The 17,570-nt window shown below is 58.2% G+C and carries 17 protein-coding genes; 16 read left to right on the top strand and 1 reads right to left on the bottom strand.

All coding sequences use genetic code 11. From position 1 onward, the window contains the following. Positions 1-22: 22 nt before the first annotated feature. On the bottom strand, positions 23-535 hold the full coding sequence (locus tag ABNF92_RS17640) for a DUF6586 family protein (protein ID WP_069183173.1): 513 nt from the start codon (positions 533-535) through the stop codon (positions 23-25). Between the two features lie 224 nt (positions 536-759). Here ABNF92_RS17640 and ABNF92_RS17645 point away from each other — a divergent pair, with 224 nt between their 5' ends. The 16 genes from ABNF92_RS17645 to ABNF92_RS17720 all read left to right on the top strand — a co-directional run bounded on the left by ABNF92_RS17645 (position 760) and on the right by ABNF92_RS17720 (position 17,553). Continuing rightward, the gene (locus ABNF92_RS17645) at positions 760-2,118 is read left to right on the top strand and encodes a DUF1329 domain-containing protein (protein ID WP_349342892.1); all 1,359 of its coding nucleotides are present in this window, start codon (positions 760-762) and stop codon (positions 2,116-2,118) included. 17 nt (positions 2,119-2,135) lie between these two features. Then, positions 2,136-2,465, top strand: coding sequence for an SOS cell division inhibitor (locus ABNF92_RS17650; protein ID WP_153633624.1), 330 nt, complete (start codon positions 2,136-2,138; stop codon positions 2,463-2,465). 70 nt (positions 2,466-2,535) lie between these two features. Beyond that, on the top strand, positions 2,536-3,987 hold the full coding sequence (locus ABNF92_RS17655) for a sigma-54 dependent transcriptional regulator (RefSeq protein ID WP_349342893.1): 1,452 nt from the start codon (positions 2,536-2,538) through the stop codon (positions 3,985-3,987). Between the two features lie 230 nt (positions 3,988-4,217). Further along, positions 4,218-5,456: an ATP-binding protein gene (locus ABNF92_RS17660; protein WP_349342894.1), complete on the top strand. Its 1,239-nt coding sequence runs from the start codon at positions 4,218-4,220 to the stop codon at positions 5,454-5,456. Positions 5,457-5,468: 12 nt separating this feature from the next. After that, positions 5,469-6,932, top strand: a complete 1,464-nt coding sequence (locus ABNF92_RS17665) for a sigma-54 dependent transcriptional regulator (RefSeq protein WP_153633621.1) — start codon at positions 5,469-5,471, stop codon at positions 6,930-6,932. Between the two features lie 218 nt (positions 6,933-7,150). Continuing rightward, positions 7,151-7,519 (top strand): flagellar hook-basal body complex protein FliE, encoded by a 369-nt coding sequence (fliE, locus tag ABNF92_RS17670; RefSeq protein WP_069183179.1) that lies wholly within the window; start codon positions 7,151-7,153, stop codon positions 7,517-7,519. A gap of 15 nt (positions 7,520-7,534) precedes the next feature. Next, positions 7,535-9,238: a flagellar basal-body MS-ring/collar protein FliF gene (gene fliF / locus ABNF92_RS17675; protein WP_349342895.1), complete on the top strand. Its 1,704-nt coding sequence runs from the start codon at positions 7,535-7,537 to the stop codon at positions 9,236-9,238. Next, positions 9,231-10,274: a flagellar motor switch protein FliG gene (gene fliG, locus ABNF92_RS17680; RefSeq protein WP_153633620.1), complete on the top strand. Its 1,044-nt coding sequence runs from the start codon at positions 9,231-9,233 to the stop codon at positions 10,272-10,274. The genes fliF and fliG overlap by 8 nt, the downstream gene beginning before the upstream one ends. Continuing rightward, positions 10,274-11,167, top strand: coding sequence for a flagellar assembly protein FliH (locus ABNF92_RS17685; protein WP_349342896.1), 894 nt, complete (start codon positions 10,274-10,276; stop codon positions 11,165-11,167). Before fliG ends, ABNF92_RS17685 begins: the two co-directional genes overlap by 1 nt. Next, entirely contained in the window at positions 11,148-12,545 is a 1,398-nt protein-coding gene (fliI, locus tag ABNF92_RS17690; RefSeq protein WP_209400990.1) for a flagellar protein export ATPase FliI, read from the top strand. The genes ABNF92_RS17685 and fliI overlap by 20 nt, the downstream gene beginning before the upstream one ends. Beyond that, complete coding sequence (gene fliJ / locus ABNF92_RS17695) at positions 12,545-12,988, top strand: flagellar export protein FliJ (RefSeq protein ID WP_153633618.1); 444 nt, start codon at positions 12,545-12,547, stop codon at positions 12,986-12,988. The genes fliI and fliJ overlap by 1 nt, the downstream gene beginning before the upstream one ends. A gap of 122 nt (positions 12,989-13,110) precedes the next feature. Then, positions 13,111-13,416: an STAS domain-containing protein gene (locus ABNF92_RS17700; RefSeq protein ID WP_153633617.1), complete on the top strand. Its 306-nt coding sequence runs from the start codon at positions 13,111-13,113 to the stop codon at positions 13,414-13,416. Between the two features lie 24 nt (positions 13,417-13,440). Then, positions 13,441-15,198, top strand: coding sequence for a fused response regulator/phosphatase (locus tag ABNF92_RS17705; RefSeq protein ID WP_153633616.1), 1,758 nt, complete (start codon positions 13,441-13,443; stop codon positions 15,196-15,198). Then, the gene (locus tag ABNF92_RS17710; protein WP_069183187.1) at positions 15,191-15,538 is read left to right on the top strand and encodes an Hpt domain-containing protein; all 348 of its coding nucleotides are present in this window, start codon (positions 15,191-15,193) and stop codon (positions 15,536-15,538) included. Before ABNF92_RS17705 ends, ABNF92_RS17710 begins: the two co-directional genes overlap by 8 nt. A gap of 154 nt (positions 15,539-15,692) precedes the next feature. Then, positions 15,693-16,880 (top strand): flagellar hook-length control protein FliK, encoded by a 1,188-nt coding sequence (locus ABNF92_RS17715; RefSeq protein ID WP_153633615.1) that lies wholly within the window; start codon positions 15,693-15,695, stop codon positions 16,878-16,880. A gap of 163 nt (positions 16,881-17,043) precedes the next feature. After that, positions 17,044-17,553, top strand: a complete 510-nt coding sequence (locus tag ABNF92_RS17720; RefSeq protein WP_153633614.1) for a flagellar basal body-associated FliL family protein — start codon at positions 17,044-17,046, stop codon at positions 17,551-17,553. The last annotated feature ends 17 nt before the right edge of the window (positions 17,554-17,570 follow it).

The raw sequence follows: 17,570 nt of genomic DNA on the forward strand, positions 1-17,570 counted from the left end.
TGTAACCGGCAATTGGAGTGGTTCACCACTCGCTGTGCTGGTCTTCCAGATCGTCGGCAAAGTGTTTGACGGCATTCAGTGTTTTCAGCAAGGCCGCCGCGGAGCGATCCGGGCCGGTGTCGGCGGCTACCGCAATAATGTTCTCCGCGCTCACGGTTTTTTTGGTTGCTGGCGGTCGGCTCTGAGAGCGTTCCAGTTGTTCCAGATGGTTCCACCAGCTGCCTGAGCGCTGTTCCAGGTCTCTGAGCCGACTTATTTCATTCGGTTCCGGTCCGATCAGCGAGGCCAGTTCATCCAGAGTGGCAGGCTCTTCTGATTTTTTCTGGTACAACCTGGCAATCATCACCAGCAATAATTTCCGGGATCTGAGAAGTAACTCGATCGCCCCCTGGATCGCGGCTTCCCGGCGCAAAGCCTGTTCAGCTTCATTGGGGGGATGGCCTACGCCCTCGACTGTTGGTCGATCCAGTTGCCCCAGCAGAGTGCGGGCGAGAAAGAGTTTTTGCGAAACCTGCGAGTGCCATTGCGAGGCCATGGAATACCTTCAATCCCCCAGCGCGGGTGCAACCCCGGAAAATTAATGCGACAGCATACCATTTTTGGCGGCAAATTTCTTCAACTGTCTGCCAGGGGAGGTTTCACAATAAAATACAAACATTCACTTGAAACGACCGTTTGAATTTGGCAAAAAGGCGCCCGGCTGTGCGAGTTCTGATCGTTGCGGCTGCCCAACAGCATGAACTTCTGGAGGTGTAAGGGATGCGAAGCCACATCGTTGCAGGTGTCGCCCTGGTTTTTCTCGGTTTTTCCGGACAGGCTCTGTCCAAAGTCACGACCGCCGAAGCGCAGCGGCTGGGTGATGATCTCACTCCGGTTGGAGCCGAACGGGCCGGCAACAGGTCAGGCAGCATACCCGAGTGGACCGGTGGTCTTGCAACGCCCCCGGACGGCTGGCGCGAGGGGCAGGTTGAAATTGATCCCTTTCCCGAAGACGAGGCCCTCTTCGTCATAACCGCCGATAATGTCCATCTCTACCGCGACAAGCTTTCCGATGGCCATATCGCCATGCTGGACAAGTACGGGCCGGACTATTTCATGCCGGTCTATCAGACTCGCCGAACGGCAGCGTTTCCCGAGCACGTTTACGACAAGTTTCGTGAGAATGCCCTGACAGCGCAGTTGCTGGACAACGGTAACGGTGTTCGAGACACCATTATGACCAGCCCATTCCCGATCCCCAAAGACGGTCTGGAGGTCATCTGGAACCACATTCTTCGCTATCGGGGCGAAGAGATTTCCCTGCGTAGTGCGTCCGCAACGCCCCAGAGGGACGGTTCGTACAATCCGGTGGTAAACGATTACGACTATTTCTTTGCCTATAGTCAGAAAGGGGCGGAACTGGCGGAAATCGATAACAAGATTTTCTACCTGAAGACGGACACCATTGCCCCCTCTTCACTGGCCGGCACCATCACGCTGGTCCACGAAACCCTGGATCAGGTGCGCTCGCCAAGGCTGGCCTGGCGGTATGACTCCGGCTCGCGCCGCCTTCGCAGGTCCCCAAACCTGGCCTATGAGACGGACTTGCCGAACTCATCGTCACTGCGTTCGGTTGACCAGAAAGATATGTACAACGGCGCACCCAATCAGTACGACTGGGAATTGAAAGGCAAGCGGGAGCTGTTCGTACCCTACAATGCCTACAAGCTACACGGGCCGCAGGTGGAGGCCGATGATGTGATTCGTCCGGGCCACATCAATCAGGCACTGACCCGCTATGAGCTGCACCGGGTCTGGGTGGTTGAGGCGAAACGCAGGACCGGGATCAATCACATCTACGATCGCCGCGTGTTCTACGTGGACGAAGACAGCTGGCAGATTCTGGCATCCGAGGAGTACGATGCGGAAGGGAACCTGTGGCGAGTGTCGGAGGCCCATAATATCAGCTATTACAGTGAGCCCGTATTCTGGACTACCATGGAGATGACCTACGACCTGAAGGCGGAGCGTTACTACATTGATGGGCTGGATGATGGCTTCCCGGCGTACGATTTCAGCCCGGGGTTCCGGGGTAATGAATTTACTGCTTCCGCTGCCCGTAGAGCCGCTCGCCGTTGATCACCAAGGAGGCCGATATGGCAGACCCGCAAGCGCACCTTGATCATCTCGACCAGTTGATGGCCAGGCTTGGTCGCGCTTTGGCAGATAAAGACTGGGAAGCGATGGCCAGTCTTAACGAGAAGGTGAAGCCGGCAGTCGAGCCGCTGATGGCTGCCCTGGAAGCGGGTGAGATCGAGGCGGAGCCGGTGCGGCTCCGCTTGCAGGAATTGCAGCAGTTTATTGACGCCGCGGACGAATCCGCGCGTATTGCCCGCAAGGAAGCGGAGGACGGCCTCAAAGGTGTTAACCGTAATCGCAGCGCAGCGAAGGCCTATCAGAACGTTTCTTCAAATCGACCGAAATAGCGTCATAAAATTGACTCTGCCGCCCTTACAGTCTTAAATACCGCACAAATCCCCCAAGAGATTCGGTTGAATGTCTAAAAATAACAAAGTGCTGGTGCTGAGCGAGGATGATTCAAGACTGCGGGACATGGTCACCATTCTTGAGTTCATCGGCGAGGAACAGGTCCTTGCAGGCGATGAAGCCAGGGCACTTTTGAGTAGTGGCGACGAGGAAAGCCTTTCGGACATCGCGGTCGCGGTGGTAAATGGCGAAGATGCCGGAGTCACCGAGACCATCACCACAGTCTGCAATGCGGTTAAGGGCGTTCCGTTGCTGCTGGTTGGACACCCCGAACTCTCAGGCCTTTCCGAAGATGCCGGCGCTCGCATTATTGCCCGCATGGAGTGGCCGCTGAATTACACCAAGTTTGTTGATTCGCTCTACCGCGCCCAGGTCTTCCGCGATCAGTTCAGTCGATCCCGGGAGCGGGGCCAGCAGCGCGGTCTTCAACTCTTCCGTAGCCTCGTGGGAACCAGTCGCAAGGTCCAGCAGGTCCGTCAGTTAATGGAACAGGTGGCCGATAAGGACGTCAGCGTTCTGATCACCGGCGAATCCGGTACTGGCAAGGAGGTGGTTGCCCGAAACCTGCACTATCATTCTTCGCGACGGGATAAGCCCTTTGTACCAGTAAATTGTGGCGCCATCCCTGCCGAACTGCTGGAAAGCGAACTTTTTGGCCATGAGAAGGGCGCCTTTACCGGTGCTATCACAGCCCGGGTAGGGCGTTTCGAAATGGCTGAGGGCGGTACCCTGTTTCTGGATGAGATCGGCGACATGCCACTCAATATGCAGGTCAAGATTCTTCGGGTTCTGCAGGAGCGTACCTTCGAACGGGTGGGTAGTAACCGGACCCAATCGGCCGATGTCCGTGTGATTGCTGCAACCCACAAGCATCTGGAAGACATGATCGAGTCCGGGGATTTCCGGGAAGATCTCTATTACCGCCTGAATGTATTTCCCATTGAGATGCCTGCTTTGCGTGATCGGGTGGAAGACATTCCCTTGCTGATCAACGAGCTTATTTCCCGGATGGAAAAAGAGAAGCGCGGCTCGCTGAGGATGAATTCGGCCGCAATCATGAGTCTTTGCCGCCACGACTGGCCTGGCAACGTGCGTGAACTGGCCAATCTCGTCGAACGCCTCTCGATCATGCACCCGTACGGTGTGATCGGCGTACAGGAGTTGCCCAAGAAGTTCCGCTACGTGGATGACTACGATGAGAACCGTCCGGTCGAGGACACCGGCATGCCTTCCGGTATTCCGGGACTGGTCGGGCTGGATGCCCCTGCGTTGCTGCCGGTGAACGGCATCGATCTGAAGGATTACCTCTCGAACCTCGAGAAACAGTTGATCCAGCAGGCGCTCGACGAGGCTGGCGGTGTCGTGGCCAGGGCTGCCGAAAAGCTGCGTATTCGTCGAACCACACTGGTAGAGAAGGTGCGTAAGTACGGGCTGAGAGAAGAGGAATCCGAGGATTCGTGAACTGGATAGTTCGCATTTTCGAGTTTTTGAGACGGCGTCAAAGGTTCGTAACCTGAGGCGCCGTTTCTGTTTTTGACCGACGTAAAATTGTCATTCGCCTCTTTCTGGATTCTCTTTCCTTCTGATATATAAAAGAAAAATTAAGTTGGCACGGTGCTGGCTTAGTGACCTGTAAACGAAGTATCCGAATCAGGAGGTCCGATCCGACGGACCGATCGGGGAGTCAGGTTATGAGTCAGGCACAGTTTGTTCTTCAGTCCGGCGCAGGCAGCGCGAAAGCCAACGCGGCGGCGGATGTAAACGACAAGGTTACGGCCCTGTTCCCGGAGCAGGACGACGCGGCGGTGGATTCCGCCCTCGAGCTGTTCAACCGTATGTCGCGACAGATTACCGACTCCTACCGAACCCTTGAGTCCCGGGTGAACCAGCTTTCCGGCGAGTTGAACCAGGAATCGCTCCAGCGTCAGCAGGAGTTGGAGGAGAAAGAGCGATTGGCAGACCGTCTGTCGACCTTGTTGAACGCACTGCCTGCGGGCGTGGTGGTGCTGGACAGCCAGGGCGTGGTGACGCAGACCAATCCCGCCGCCATTGCGCTTCTCGGGGAACCCCTGGACGGCACCCGGTGGGTGGATGTCATCCATCGCTGTTTTGCCCCCCGGCGGGACGATGGCCACGAAGTCTCCCTGAAAGATGGTCGCAGGGTCAGCATTGAGATCCGGACCATGGAAAACCAGCCCGGCCAGCTGATCCTTCTGACCGACCTCACTGAAACCCGACATCTCCAGGCGCAGCTGGCACACGCCCAGCGGCTGTCTGCCATGGGCAAGATGGTGGCATCCCTTGCACACCAGATCCGTACGCCTCTGTCTGCGGCAATTCTCTATGGTGGCCACCTGAGCCAGGACGACCTCGATGAAGAAATGCGTCAACGCTGCGCTTCGCGTCTGATGTCTCGACTGACTCACCTGGAGCAGCAGGTGCGGGATATGCTCATATTCGCCCGGGGCGAAACCCGGCTGGCAGAGGAGCTGTCTGCCGGAAAGCTGGTCTCGGCTCTGGCGTCCGCAGTGGAAGGGCTGAAGCCGGATCCCGGCGCAGAAGTGGCTCTCGAGAACGAAATTTCCGGCGACTGCCGTCTCATGTGTAATCGGGATGCCCTCGTCGGCGCCTGCACCAATCTTGTGAACAACAGTCTTGAGGCCGGAGCGACCCATGTTGCTGTTCGGGTAACCGAGGAAACCGGCGAGCTGGTCATTCGCGTCGTGGATAACGGACCGGGGTTCGAGCACTCGGATGCCGCCCGGTTAACAGAAGCCTTTTACACGACCAAGTCCCATGGCACGGGGCTTGGCCTTGCGGTTGTGCAAGCCGTTATCAAGGCGCATCAGGGGCGGTTCTCCATTGAATCGCCGGAGCAGGGCGGCGCCATCGCTACTTTGCGACTACCGCAATTACGTAACAGAAACTGATCGGAGGCAACCATGGCAAAGGCCCAGATTCTGATTGTTGAGGACGACCATGACCTGCGGGAAGCGCTGGTAACCACCCTTGAACTGGCAAAATTCCGGGTGCGGGAAGCGTCAAATGCCAACGAGGCACTTCAGCGACTGGCAGAGTCCCCGGTTGATATGGTGGTCAGCGATGTCAATATGCCGGGCCTGTCTGGGCATGAGTTGCTGTCCGAGGTCCAGCGGCTGTATCCGGGCTTGCCAATGATGCTGATCACGGCCTATGGCCAGATCAGCGATGCGGTCTCGGCCATGCAGGCCGGCGCTATCGATTACCTTGTGAAGCCCTTCGAGCCACGGTTCCTGGTCGACGCTGTCAGTAAAATTGTGGGTGGCGGCCGCGAAAAAGCCAGCGATGAGCCGGTGGCCGAGGATCCGATCAGCAAGCGCATGTTCCAGCTGGCGACCAAAGTGGCCGGCAGCGACTCGACCGTCATGATCTCCGGGGAAAGTGGAACTGGCAAGGAAGTGCTCGCCCGGTATATCCATCAGCAGTCCCCACGGGCGGATCAGCCCTTCGTGGCCATAAACTGTGCCGCTATCCCCGAGAACATGCTGGAAGCCATTCTGTTTGGCCATGAGAAAGGTGCCTTTACCGGGGCTGTTGCCTCTTCGCCCGGTAAATTCGAGCAGGCCAACGGTGGCACCATCCTTCTGGACGAAATTTCTGAGATGGATCTGGGGCTTCAGTCCAAGCTGTTGCGGGTTCTGCAGGAGCGCGAAGTGGAGCGGGTTGGTGGTCGCAAGACCATCAGTCTCGATGTCCGGGTGGTGGCGACCACCAACCGGGATCTCGCGGATTACGTGCGCGAAGGCAAGTTCAGGGAGGATCTCTATTACCGCCTGACGGTTTTCCCGATGCACTGGCAGCCGCTCAGGGAGCGTCCGCTGGATATCATGCCGCTCGCCACGTCACTGCTTAAAAAGCACTGCCGAAAAATGAAGCTGACAGGAATTGCCTTCGCCCAGGACGCAAAGAGCGCGCTTATGAATCATCAGTGGCCTGGGAATGTCCGGGAGCTGGACAACGCAATCCAGCGAGCCCTGGTGCTGCACCAGGGCAATGTTATTCACGCCGGGGACCTGTGTCTGGAGCTGGGCATTACCGGGCGACCGGACCTTCGCAGCCTGGAGCCGGTTTCGTATCCTGAACCTGTCGCCAACCCGGCGGTTGACGCGGAGATGTCAGAGCCCGCCGTTTCTGCCATCAATCAGCCGCCTCATGGGCAGGCTGGAGAGCCGGAAGGCGCGGTTTCGCTCGGAGATGATCTGAGGCAGCAGGAATTCCGTATTATTATCCAGACACTTCGGAAAGAGCGTGGACGTCGCAACCGGGCCGCCGAGCAGCTGGGCATCAGTCCCAGGACGCTGAGGTACAAATTGGCCCAGATGCGCGACGCCGGTATCGATCTGGATGCCGAAATGGCCTTGGTCTGACCCCCTGCAAGACGAACTCCTTCATTGGCACCCCTAAGGGTGCCATTTTTTTATCTGTCGTCAAAAGTCCGTCAGTGATTTCTCCTGTATCACGGATGTGCTTCATAAGTATTTGATATTAAATATAGAAAGTTATTTGGCCTGCCAATTGCTTAGATGGATGTAACAGCACCCCAAGAGCAAATCCGTCCCGGGGAGGGCGGAGCCAGGAGAGAGTTATGGTTCAGCGTGCCGACATCAACAGTGTTTTGTCCGATATCCGGTCCCTGCGTTCCCAGATGATGCAGAACCAGCGAATCGAACAGGATCAATCGGTTCGTGGCCGGATAGACGGTCCCCGCCAGGTTCAGGAAACCCAGGAAACGCCCAGTTTTAATGACATGCTGAGCAATGCCGTGAACACCGTGAACGACCTCCAGAAAACCGCGGGGGATCTAAGAACCGCGTACGACATGGGCGATCCGAATGTCGACATCACCCGCGTGATGATCGCCGCCCAGAAATCCTCTGTCTCCTTCGAAGCGCTGACCCAGGTACGTAACCGGGTGGTTCGGGCCTACGAAGACATTATGAACATGCCGATCTGATAACGGAGCAGAGTCATGGCCAGCGTACCTGCAGAATCCAACCCCTCCAACATGCCGGCAGCTCGCGAGGGCGACGCACCAGAGAGCCGTGGCGACCTGTTCATGGGTTTCAACCGGCTCAATCTGCTGCGTCAGATCGGTTTGATGGTGGGGCTTGCCGCCAGCGTAGCGCTGGGATTGGCGGTCGTGCTCTGGGCCCAGGAACCGAACTATCAGCCGGTAGTTGGCGACCTTTCCTCCTACAACCCTCAGGACGTTACCAGCATCCTCGACAGCAGCGGTATCGACTACAAGATGGATCCGCGTACCGGCGCATTGCTGGTGCCGTCCGAGCAGGTTTACGACGCTCGCCTGAAACTGGCGGCGGAGGGTGTTACCGATCGTCAAACCATGGGCTACGAGTTACTGGATCAGGAACGCGGTCTTGGCACCTCCCAGTTCATGGAAACCATTTCATACCGCCGCGGGCTTGAGGGGGAGCTTGCCCGAACAGTCGCCAGTATGCGCGGCGTGCGGAATGCCCGGGTGCACCTGGCAATTCCGGAGCGCTCGGTCTTTGTCCGTGATGCTCGCGATCCGTCGGCTTCGGTATTCCTCGAAGTGTTCGCTGGCCGCCGGCCGGAGCAGGAGCAGATCAACGCCATTGTGAATCTGGTTGCCGGCAGCGTTCCCATGATGAGCAAAGAGCATGTCACCGTCGTCGACCAGAACGGCAATCTGCTGACTGGCAAGGAGAGTCAGAGCACCGCCGACCAGATGGCGGATCAATATGAATACACCGCCAAGGTCGAGGAGCGTCTGACCCGCCGTGTGGCGTCATTGATTGCACCGATTGTAGGAGACGGCCGTTACCGCGCGGAAGTTTCGGCAGATCTGGACTTTTCCTCGGTGGAGCAGGCGGAAGAACTGTTCAACCCCGAACAGCAGGCGGTGCGCAGCGAGCGGGAACTCACCGAACAGCGTGCAGCTGGTGCCCAGGGCGGCATCCCCGGAGCGCTGGCGAATCAGCCCCCGGCCGATGCCACTGTTCCGGAACAGGCCGCCGGTGCTGATGGCGAAGAGGCTGCGCCCCAGCCGGTGAACGTGCGTCGAGAGTCAACGCGGAACTACGAAATGGATCGCACTGTCAGCTACAGACGCCAGGAACTGGGACGAGTGAAGCGCGTCACTGTTGCTCTGGCGGTGGATGATATGAAAGTGGTTGATCCCCAGACCGGCGAAGTCAGCTACGAACCCTGGCCGGAGCAGGAACTGCAGCGTCTGAGCATGCTGGTGCGGGATGCGGTGGGGTACTCCGCCGCCCGCGGAGACAGCGTTACGGTGATGAATACCGCGTTTGCACCGGAAGAAGCGGTCGAGTTTGAGGCCCCGGCCTTCTGGGAGCAGCCCTGGTTCTGGGACCTGATGAAGCAGGTGTTGGCAGGTCTGGTCATTCTGGTGCTGGTGCTTGGCTTGTTGCGTCCCACGCTCAAGAGCCTGTCGGGTGGTGGCCAGCGCGAGCGCGGTCTGGATTCTGGCAGCGGTGGCGGTTACGGTGGTCTTGACGATATCGAGGGCGGAGATGAGTTACGCAAGGCCATGTCTGCTCAGGATGATCTGCTTTTGCCGGGTGCCACAGACGGCTATGATAGACAGCTGAACGCATTGAAAGGTCTGATTGCCGAGGATCCTGCGAGGGTCGCACAGGTAATGCGCCAGTGGGTGAATGTCGATGACTGAGCAAACCAATCAACAGGGTGGCGGTGAGGCGAAGAAGCCACAGCGGAAGATTCCGCGTGTGGAACAGGCTGCGATTCTGCTGATGTCACTGGGCGAAGCGGACGCCGCTGAGATCCTCAAGCATATGGGGCCAAAGGAAGTTCAGCGTGTGGGCGTGGCCATGGCCCAGATGAAGGACGTCAGCAAGGACGAAGTTACCTATGTGATGAATCAGTTCGTTGACGCCGTGGGCGGCCAGACCGGTCTGGGTGTTGGTAATGATGAGTACATCCGCACGATGCTGACCCAGGCGCTGGGAGATGACAAGGCATCGAGCCTGATCGATCGCATCCTCATTGGTGGCAACACCACGGGCCTTGATACCCTCAAATGGATGGAGCCCCGTGCAGTGGGCGACATCATCCGCTACGAGCACCCGCAGATTCAGGCCATTGTCATTTCCTACCTGGATCCGGATCAGGCAGCCGAAATTCTTGGTACCCTCGACGAAAAAGTGCGCCTTGACGTCATGATGCGGGTGGCGTCTCTTGAGAGTATCCAGCCCCAGGCGTTACAGGAGCTCAACGATATTCTGGAGAAGCAGTTCTCTGGCGGTGCCGCCTCCCAGACCAGCCGTATCGGTGGTGTCAAACGCGCAGCCGACATTATGAACTTCATGGATCGCAGCATTGAAGGCAATCTGATGGATTCCATCAAGGATATGGATCCGGATCTTGCCAGCACCATTGAGGATCTGATGTTCGTGTTCGACAACCTCAAGGAAGTGGACGATCGCGGTATTCAGGCGTTGTTGCGGGAAGTATCCTCGGAAGTGCTGGTGGTGGCCCTCAAGGGTGCTGACGAGGAGGTCCAGGAGAAGATCTTTAAGAACATGTCCAAACGTGCTGCGGAGTTGCTGCAGGATGATCTTGAGGCCAAGGGGCCGGTCAAGGTCAGCGAAGTCGAGTCGGCCCAGAAGGACATTATTACCATTGCCCGCCGTATGGCCGAGGCCGGTGAAATCTCCCTCGGCGGGGCCGGCGAAGAAATGATGTAATGAAAGATTCCAGCCGAGACGTCAATCGTATTCCCAAGGAGCAGCTGACCGCCTATGAGCGCTGGGAGTTGCCCTTACTCGATGCCCGTGGCAATGAAGTGCCCCGGGAGGAGGAACGCGAGGTCAAACCCCTGACGGCAGCGGACATCGATGAGATTCGTCAGGCCGCCCGTGAAGACGGTTTTAAAGAGGGGCGGGATCAGGGTTACGAGGACGGTCTGAAGGCCGGGAAGGAAGAAGGGCACCGGGAAGGACTGGAAACCGGCCTGGCAGAGGGTAGGGAACAGGGCCAGACCCAGGGGTACGATGACACCCGCAAGGAGATCGACGCCAAGCTCGACCGGCTTGAGCATTTGCTGGGTGAGCTGCTGCAGCCAATCAAGCGGCACGAAGACGAGCTGGAAACCTCTCTGGTGAACCTGACTACGGTTCTGGCGAGGGCCGTGGTCTACCGCGAACTGACCATCGACTCCTCCCAGATCCGGCATGTCGTTCGCCGTGCCATGGAAGCCTTGCCCTCCACTGCCGACAATATCCGGATCCATATAAATCCCGAAGACTGTGAGATGGTCCGCGAGGTGACCGCGCGTCTGGATGCCTCTGCTTCAGTCATTGAAGACGCCAGCATTCTACCTGGTGGTTGCAAGGTAGAGACCCGTCACAGCCTTGTGGACTTCACCGTCGAAAAACGCTTCCAGCGGGCGGTTCAGAGCATGCTGGACCAGCAGATGAACGACAGCGAGGGCGGAGAAACCGAAGAGCTGGATTCGATGATGGAAGACCTGACCGGTTTCCACCGGGACGTCCTGGATTCTCAGGATGCCGGGGATTTCTCGGGTGATTCGAAGCCGGCGCAAGATGAAGGTGACGGTGATGACCTCGAACCTCGCTGACCGTCTGAACCGCTTTCAGGGCTTTCTGGGCAACGAACCGGAGCCGGAACTCTCGGGCCGATTGACCCGAATGGTCGGTCTGACACTGGAATGTGTCGGCTGCCCCATGGTTGTCGGTGACCGCTGCGTGATCTTCGGCCAGAACACCGGCAATGTTGAAGCAGAGGTGGTGGGTTTCGAGGATGACCGGGTTTACCTGATGCCGCTCACTGCCATTGAAGGGCTCAAGCCCGGTGCCAGGGTCGTGCCGCTATCCGCCGCCAGCCGAGTTCCGGTCGGGCCCCAGTTGCTCGGTCGGGTTGTGGATGGCAGTGGTGAGCCTCTGGACGGAAAAGGGCCCTTGCAGGCCGAAGCCCGCGTAGCGCTCACAGGCGATATCATCAATCCCCTGAATCGTGCGCCGGTGCGCCAATCGATGGATGTAGGTATTCGGGCAATTAACGCGTTGATGACCGTCGGCCAGGGTCAGCGCCTGGGTCTGTTCGCCGGCAGCGGCGTGGGTAAAAGTATGCTCCTGGGCATGATGACCCGCTTTACCGATGCCGACATTACGGTCGTGGGCCTGATTGGTGAACGGGGCCGCGAGGTAAAGGAATTTATCGAGGATATCCTGGGCGAGGAGGGGCTTTCACGCTCGGTGGTGGTGGCCGCGCCCGCCGATGACTCCCCCCTGATGCGGCTGCGCGCCGCCATGCTGACCACCCGGATTGCCGAATATTACCGGGACCAGGGCAAGCGAGTGCTCCTGCTCATGGATTCCCTGACCCGTTACGCCCAGGCCCAGCGGGAGATCGCGCTTGCTGTGGGCGAGCCTCCGGCGACCAAAGGCTACCCACCCTCGGTGTTTGCCAAGCTGCCCCAGTTGGTGGAACGAACCGGCAACGGTCGCCCCGGGGGCGGCTCGATTACCGCCTTCTACACCGTGCTTACCGAGGGTGACGACCAGCAGGATCCGATCGCCGATGCCGCCCGTGCGATTCTGGACGGCCACATTGTATTGTCCCGTCGGCTCGCCGAAGAGGGCCATTACCCGGCCATTGATGTGGAAGCGTCCATCAGTCGGGTGATGCCCCAGGTTACCGAGACCGAGCATTTTTCCAGAGCCCAGCGTTTCAAACAGGTGTACTCCCGGTATCAGCAGGCCCGGGACCTGATTTCCGTGGGCGCCTACGTGAAGGGCTCCGACCCGGAGACCGATTTCGCCATCACTCATATTGGCAATATGCGCCAGTTTTTGCAGCAGGGTCTCAACGAGAGCGCTCCCTTGAAAGACAGCATTGAACAGTTGCTGGCGGTGGTGCCGGAACGTCGTTCCCCCGAGCGGCGCAAGTCGGCCGTTCCCAATCCGGCTGCCGGCGCCAGCGGCGGTGATGCCTGATGCTGCGATCCCGGCGGCTGGAGGTGGTTCTTTCCCTGGAAGAACGCAAGGAACAGGAGGCACTGGAGCGAATGGGTGAGGCCCGAAAGCTGGCCGAACAGCAGCGCGAACAGGTGCAGAACCTGAACCGTTACCAGCAGGAGTACCGGGACCAGATCCGCAATAGCCAGCAGGGCGTGGTGCAGGTGTCCCGTCTACAGGCCTGGCAGGCCTTTATTGCGCAGCTGGACCAGGTGATACGGCAGCAGCAGAAGCAACTGGAGCAGGCCGAACAGGTCTTTGAGGCACGCAAACATGAGTGGCAGCAGGCTTGGGAGCGGCGTCGCGGCATGGAAAAGTACATAGAAACCTGTCGGCAACAGGAGCAAAAAGAGCAGGATCTTCGCGAACAAAAGCTCTCGGATGAGGCGGCCGGGCGGGCCTTTACTCGCCGTCAACGCTGAATCTTGCTCCACATCAAGCAAAAACGGATGCAAAGTCAGTCCACTCAGCTATCCTTACCCGAGGAAGGACCGGTGAAAACCGCCGGTTAAACGCTGCTCTTGATATCTTGGGAGGTTGAGGAATGCCGATTCAGACCCGCCGTGATGATGACGGTCAGACCCTTGTTATCAGGATCAAGGGTCGGTTTGATTTCAGCACCCACCAGGCGTTCCGGGATGCCTATGAGCACGGTGACCCGACTGTCCGCAACTACATTGTGGACCTGTCGGACACCACCTATCTGGACAGCTCGGCCCTTGGTATGTTGTTGCTGCTCAGGGATTACGCCGGGGGCGACAGTGCCCGCATCGTCATTGAAAACTGTAATAACGATGTGCGGCGGATTCTCTCCATCTCCAATTTCGAGCAATTGTTCAACATCCGCTGATGCTCGCGGACTGCCGGAGTAGTCATGGATGATTCCGCTGCAGAACATAGCAGTCCTCTGAGAATACTCATCGCTGACGATTCGGACAGCGACCGCCTCATCCTGAAAACACTCCTGAAGCGCCTCGGGCACGAGGTTCTGGACGTCGCCAATGGGCTGGATGCCGTCTCGGTATTTCAGCGCGAGGCACCGGATCTGGTTCTGCTTGATGCCCTTATGCCGATCATGGATGGCATGGAAGCTGCCCGTCAGATCAAGGTTCTGGCTGGTGAGCGGCTGGTCCCCCTGATCTTTCTGACTTCCCTGTCTGAAGCGGGCGCCCTGGCCCGGTGCCTGGAGGCCGGTGGTGATGACTTTCTGGGCAAGCCCTACAACAGGATTATCATCGAAGCCAAGATCAAGGCGTTCAATCGAATGCGGCTGATGCACCAGACCCTGTCAGACCAGCGCGATCTGATCCGTGAGCGCAATCGCCAGCTCACGGAAGAACAGGAGATCGCCAAGCGGGTGTTCGATAATGTGGCCCATTCGGGTTGCCTCGACGCCGCCAGCATTCGCTATCACGCCTCCCCTCAGTCCATTTTCAACGGCGATGTGCTGTTTGCTTCGCCCCGGCCCGCGGGCGGAATGTTGATTTTTATGGGGGATTTCACCGGCCACGGTCTGCCGGCGGCGATTGGGGCCATGCCGGTTGCCGAGATCTTCTACGGCATGAGCAACAAGGGCTTTAATGGTGAGGACGTACTGCGCGAGATTAACCAGAAGCTCAAACGAATTCTGCCCACCGGGATGTTCTGTTGTGGCGCCATGATAGAGGCGGACTTCAAGCTTAATCAGATTCAGATCTGGAACGGTGGGCTTCCGGATGGCTGGCTGATCCGGCCCTCAGGCGAGCATCTGGCATTACCATCACGGCATTTGCCCCTCGGTATCCTGTCGCCGGATCAGTTCAATGCCGATTTCGAGAGGGTCGGAGCTGCACCGGGTGACCGGGTGTTGATGATGACCGACGGCTTTCTGGAGTCCGCCGACAGCGAGGGCAACGTTTTTGGCGAGCAGGGTGTGACTGGAACCCTTGATCAGTTGGAAGCGGATGACCACCCTTTTGACGCCATGATGGCCGCAGTTCACCGGTTTACCGGCAACTTTGAGGATGGCGACGACCTGACGCTGTGCTGTCTGGAAATGATGGACGAGGCAGGGCTGGCGCCGCTGCCAGATCGTGCCTCACCGTCTGCGCTTGCAGGGCCGGCGGAGTGGCGCTGCACCTATGAAATCCGGGAAAGGACCCTCGGAGAATTCAGCCCCTTGCCTTTGTTGCTTCATATCTGCATGGAAGTGCCGGGTCTTCGACGGAAAAGCGGCGAAATCTACACCTTGTTGGCGGAACTCTACAACAATGCACTGGAACACGGCGTTCTGGAGCTGCCCTCAGACTGGAAGCATTCGCCCGAGGGGTTTGGCCGTTACTATGCCGAGCGCAACCGGAGGTTGGCCAACGTAGAGGGTCACTACATCCGGTTTACGCTGCATCATTCCCTGAAACCGGATGGCGGCAGGCTTCGTGTTGTTTGCGAGGACAGTGGTCAGGGGTTCGATTTCCGGAATCATCCCAGTGTGGCTTCCGGTATCTCCCCGCCAAAAGGGGGGCGTTATGCAGGGCGGGGCCTGCTGCTGTTGAAACGCCTGGCTGAAACCATCAGGTTTCATGAACAGGGCAATCATGTTGAAATTGTTTATGATTGGCAGTTCGCCCGTACAGCGGAGGATCGAGATGACTGATAAACCACACCTGGACGAGGAGGCGCTGGCTGAACTTCGGGACGTCATGGAGGATGAATTCGAAGTCCTGATACAGACCTATCTGGCAGATTCCCGGGACAGAATCCGGGCGCTGCGGGAAGCGCTCGAGGCAGAGGATAGCGACGCCTTCGCGAAGACAGCCCACAGTTTCAAGGGCAGTTGCATCAATATCGGTGCACCCAGGCTTGGCGAAATTTGTCTCAAGGCCGAGATGGCTGGAAAAGAATCCAGGCTGGGCGATGCGCCGGATCTATTGAATGATATCGATCAGGAATTCGCGCAGGTGATTCATGGCCTTGATGGATTGATGGCCCGGTAATTTTCGTCAACAGGAGGTCTTCCCCCAGAAAGCGCCCATGTGCTCTGGCATCACAATTGCTAAGTCTTTCGCATAGAGTTGATTAACCGCCCAAACACCGGCGAAGTCCGGCAAGGTGAGGGCGACAATGCGATAAAAGCGGCAAGAGGTTGCCATGGCCCAGATGGTTCTCCCCCAAACTCCCTCGCCCGGGACTCAAAAGGATTCCGGCCCGTCGAAATCCGGAGCCAGCCGGGATCCGGCTGACAGAAAAAACGATTTTGAATCTGTCTCCCAGGCAGAGCAGAAGCGTTTGGACCGCCAGAGAGCGGATCGCAACGCCGATGCAAAGTCTGCTGATGAAACCCGGTCTGCCCGTGACGATGCGTCGGATACAAAACCCGATGCCAATGCCAGCGCAAAGTCTGGCGAGAAGCCTGATGCGGCCTCCGGTAGCGACTCCCGGGAATCCAGTGACGTGCCCGTTGCCAGCGATGAAGCCGGAGCAGGGCCCACCGCACTGCCACTGACCTTTGCCGAGTTACAGTCATTACTGGGGCCGCAGGCTGGCCGTTCCGGTGAGGCCGTCGTTTCGGTGAGCGGCGCTGGAACCGGCGCCAGTGTGTCAGCTGGCGGGACGGGGCAGGCAACTGCGGTTGCCGGCATGTTTAATGGCGTTCTCTCGTCCGTGTCCGGTCAGAAGGGGCAGACCTCGGCCGGTGCCGTCACTGGCGATGCCACATTGACAGATGTTATGAAAGCGTCGGTACTCACCGATTCAGGTCGGAATCCGGATTCGGGCTCGCTGATGGGGTCTGGCCGATTCCAGTCAGCCATGGATCTTGTCTCCCAGCAGGTGGCCAATAACGCGAATGGCGCCGCCAAGCTGGCAGGCGAGAATGCTGCGCCCCTGCGAGGTTATGCCACGTCGATCGACGTGCCGGTCGGCCACGCTGAATGGGGCGACAAACTGGTCGGCAAGCTCAGCTGGCTGACCGCCCGCAATATGTCGGTTGCTGAAATCCACCTGACTCCGCCGGACATGGGGCCCATGGAGGTCAAGGTTAGGGTGCAGAACGAGCAGGCGAACATTACTGTCCATTCTGCGAATCCGGTGGTCCGGGATCAGTTGGAACTTCACTCCCATCGGCTCCGGGACATGCTGGGTGAGCAGGGGTTGTCACTGGCAGGCTTTGATGTGTCTGACTCGCCCAGGCAGCAGACCGGCGAACAGGGAACCGGAGGCGGTGACGGCTCCGAGGCAGATTCGACGTCCCTCGTCGCTGGCGATCATGAAGATGACAATGCCAATACCGGTAGCCTTGATCTGAGCTGGAAAGGCGAAGTGGACATCTTCGCCTGACACTCCTGAAAATTCCCCCCAATCTCTTTTGCCCATCCTTCCCGGCAACGCTAAACTGCTGTTCTGAACGGGAAGGTTGGGTGTTCTGGCCCGTCCTTTGCATCTTATCCTGAAAAGTCACGGAAAACGCTCCGTCTGACGGATTTCTGGCAAATCGAAGACTATGGCTGAAAATAACGAATCTGAAGCGGCGCCCGCCAAGAAAGGAAAACTGAAGCTGATCATCATGCTGGTTGTGGTGGTCATTCTGGCGATTGTACTGTCCGTGGTGGGCACCCTCTGGTTTCTCGGTGATGGCTTGCCGGGTATGGGTGGCGACGACGGTGAGGCAGAAGAGGTTGCAGAGGAAACCTTCATTCCCAGTAGCTATCACCAGATCGACAAAGCCATCGTTACCACGGTTCAGGCGGAGGGTCGCCAGCGCTACGCCCAGGTTTATCTGGCGCTCGAGTCAACAGATCAGCAGGCGCTGGAAGCTGCCAAATTGCATATGCCCTTGATTCGAAGCCAGTTGGTCACGGTTCTTGGAAGCAGCGACTTCAATGAATTGCAGACGCCCGAGGGGCGGAGCGGCCTGGCCGACCGGATGCTGACTACGGTGAATCAGGTGCTGGAGCAGGAAGGCGAGCCCGCGATCAAACGGGTGTTATTCAGAAATTTCGTCGTGCAATAGCGCACGTGCCAAGGTAC

The organism is Marinobacter sp. MMG032, assembly GCF_040112695.1.
GTDB lineage: Bacteria > Pseudomonadota > Gammaproteobacteria > Pseudomonadales > Oleiphilaceae > Marinobacter > Marinobacter salsuginis.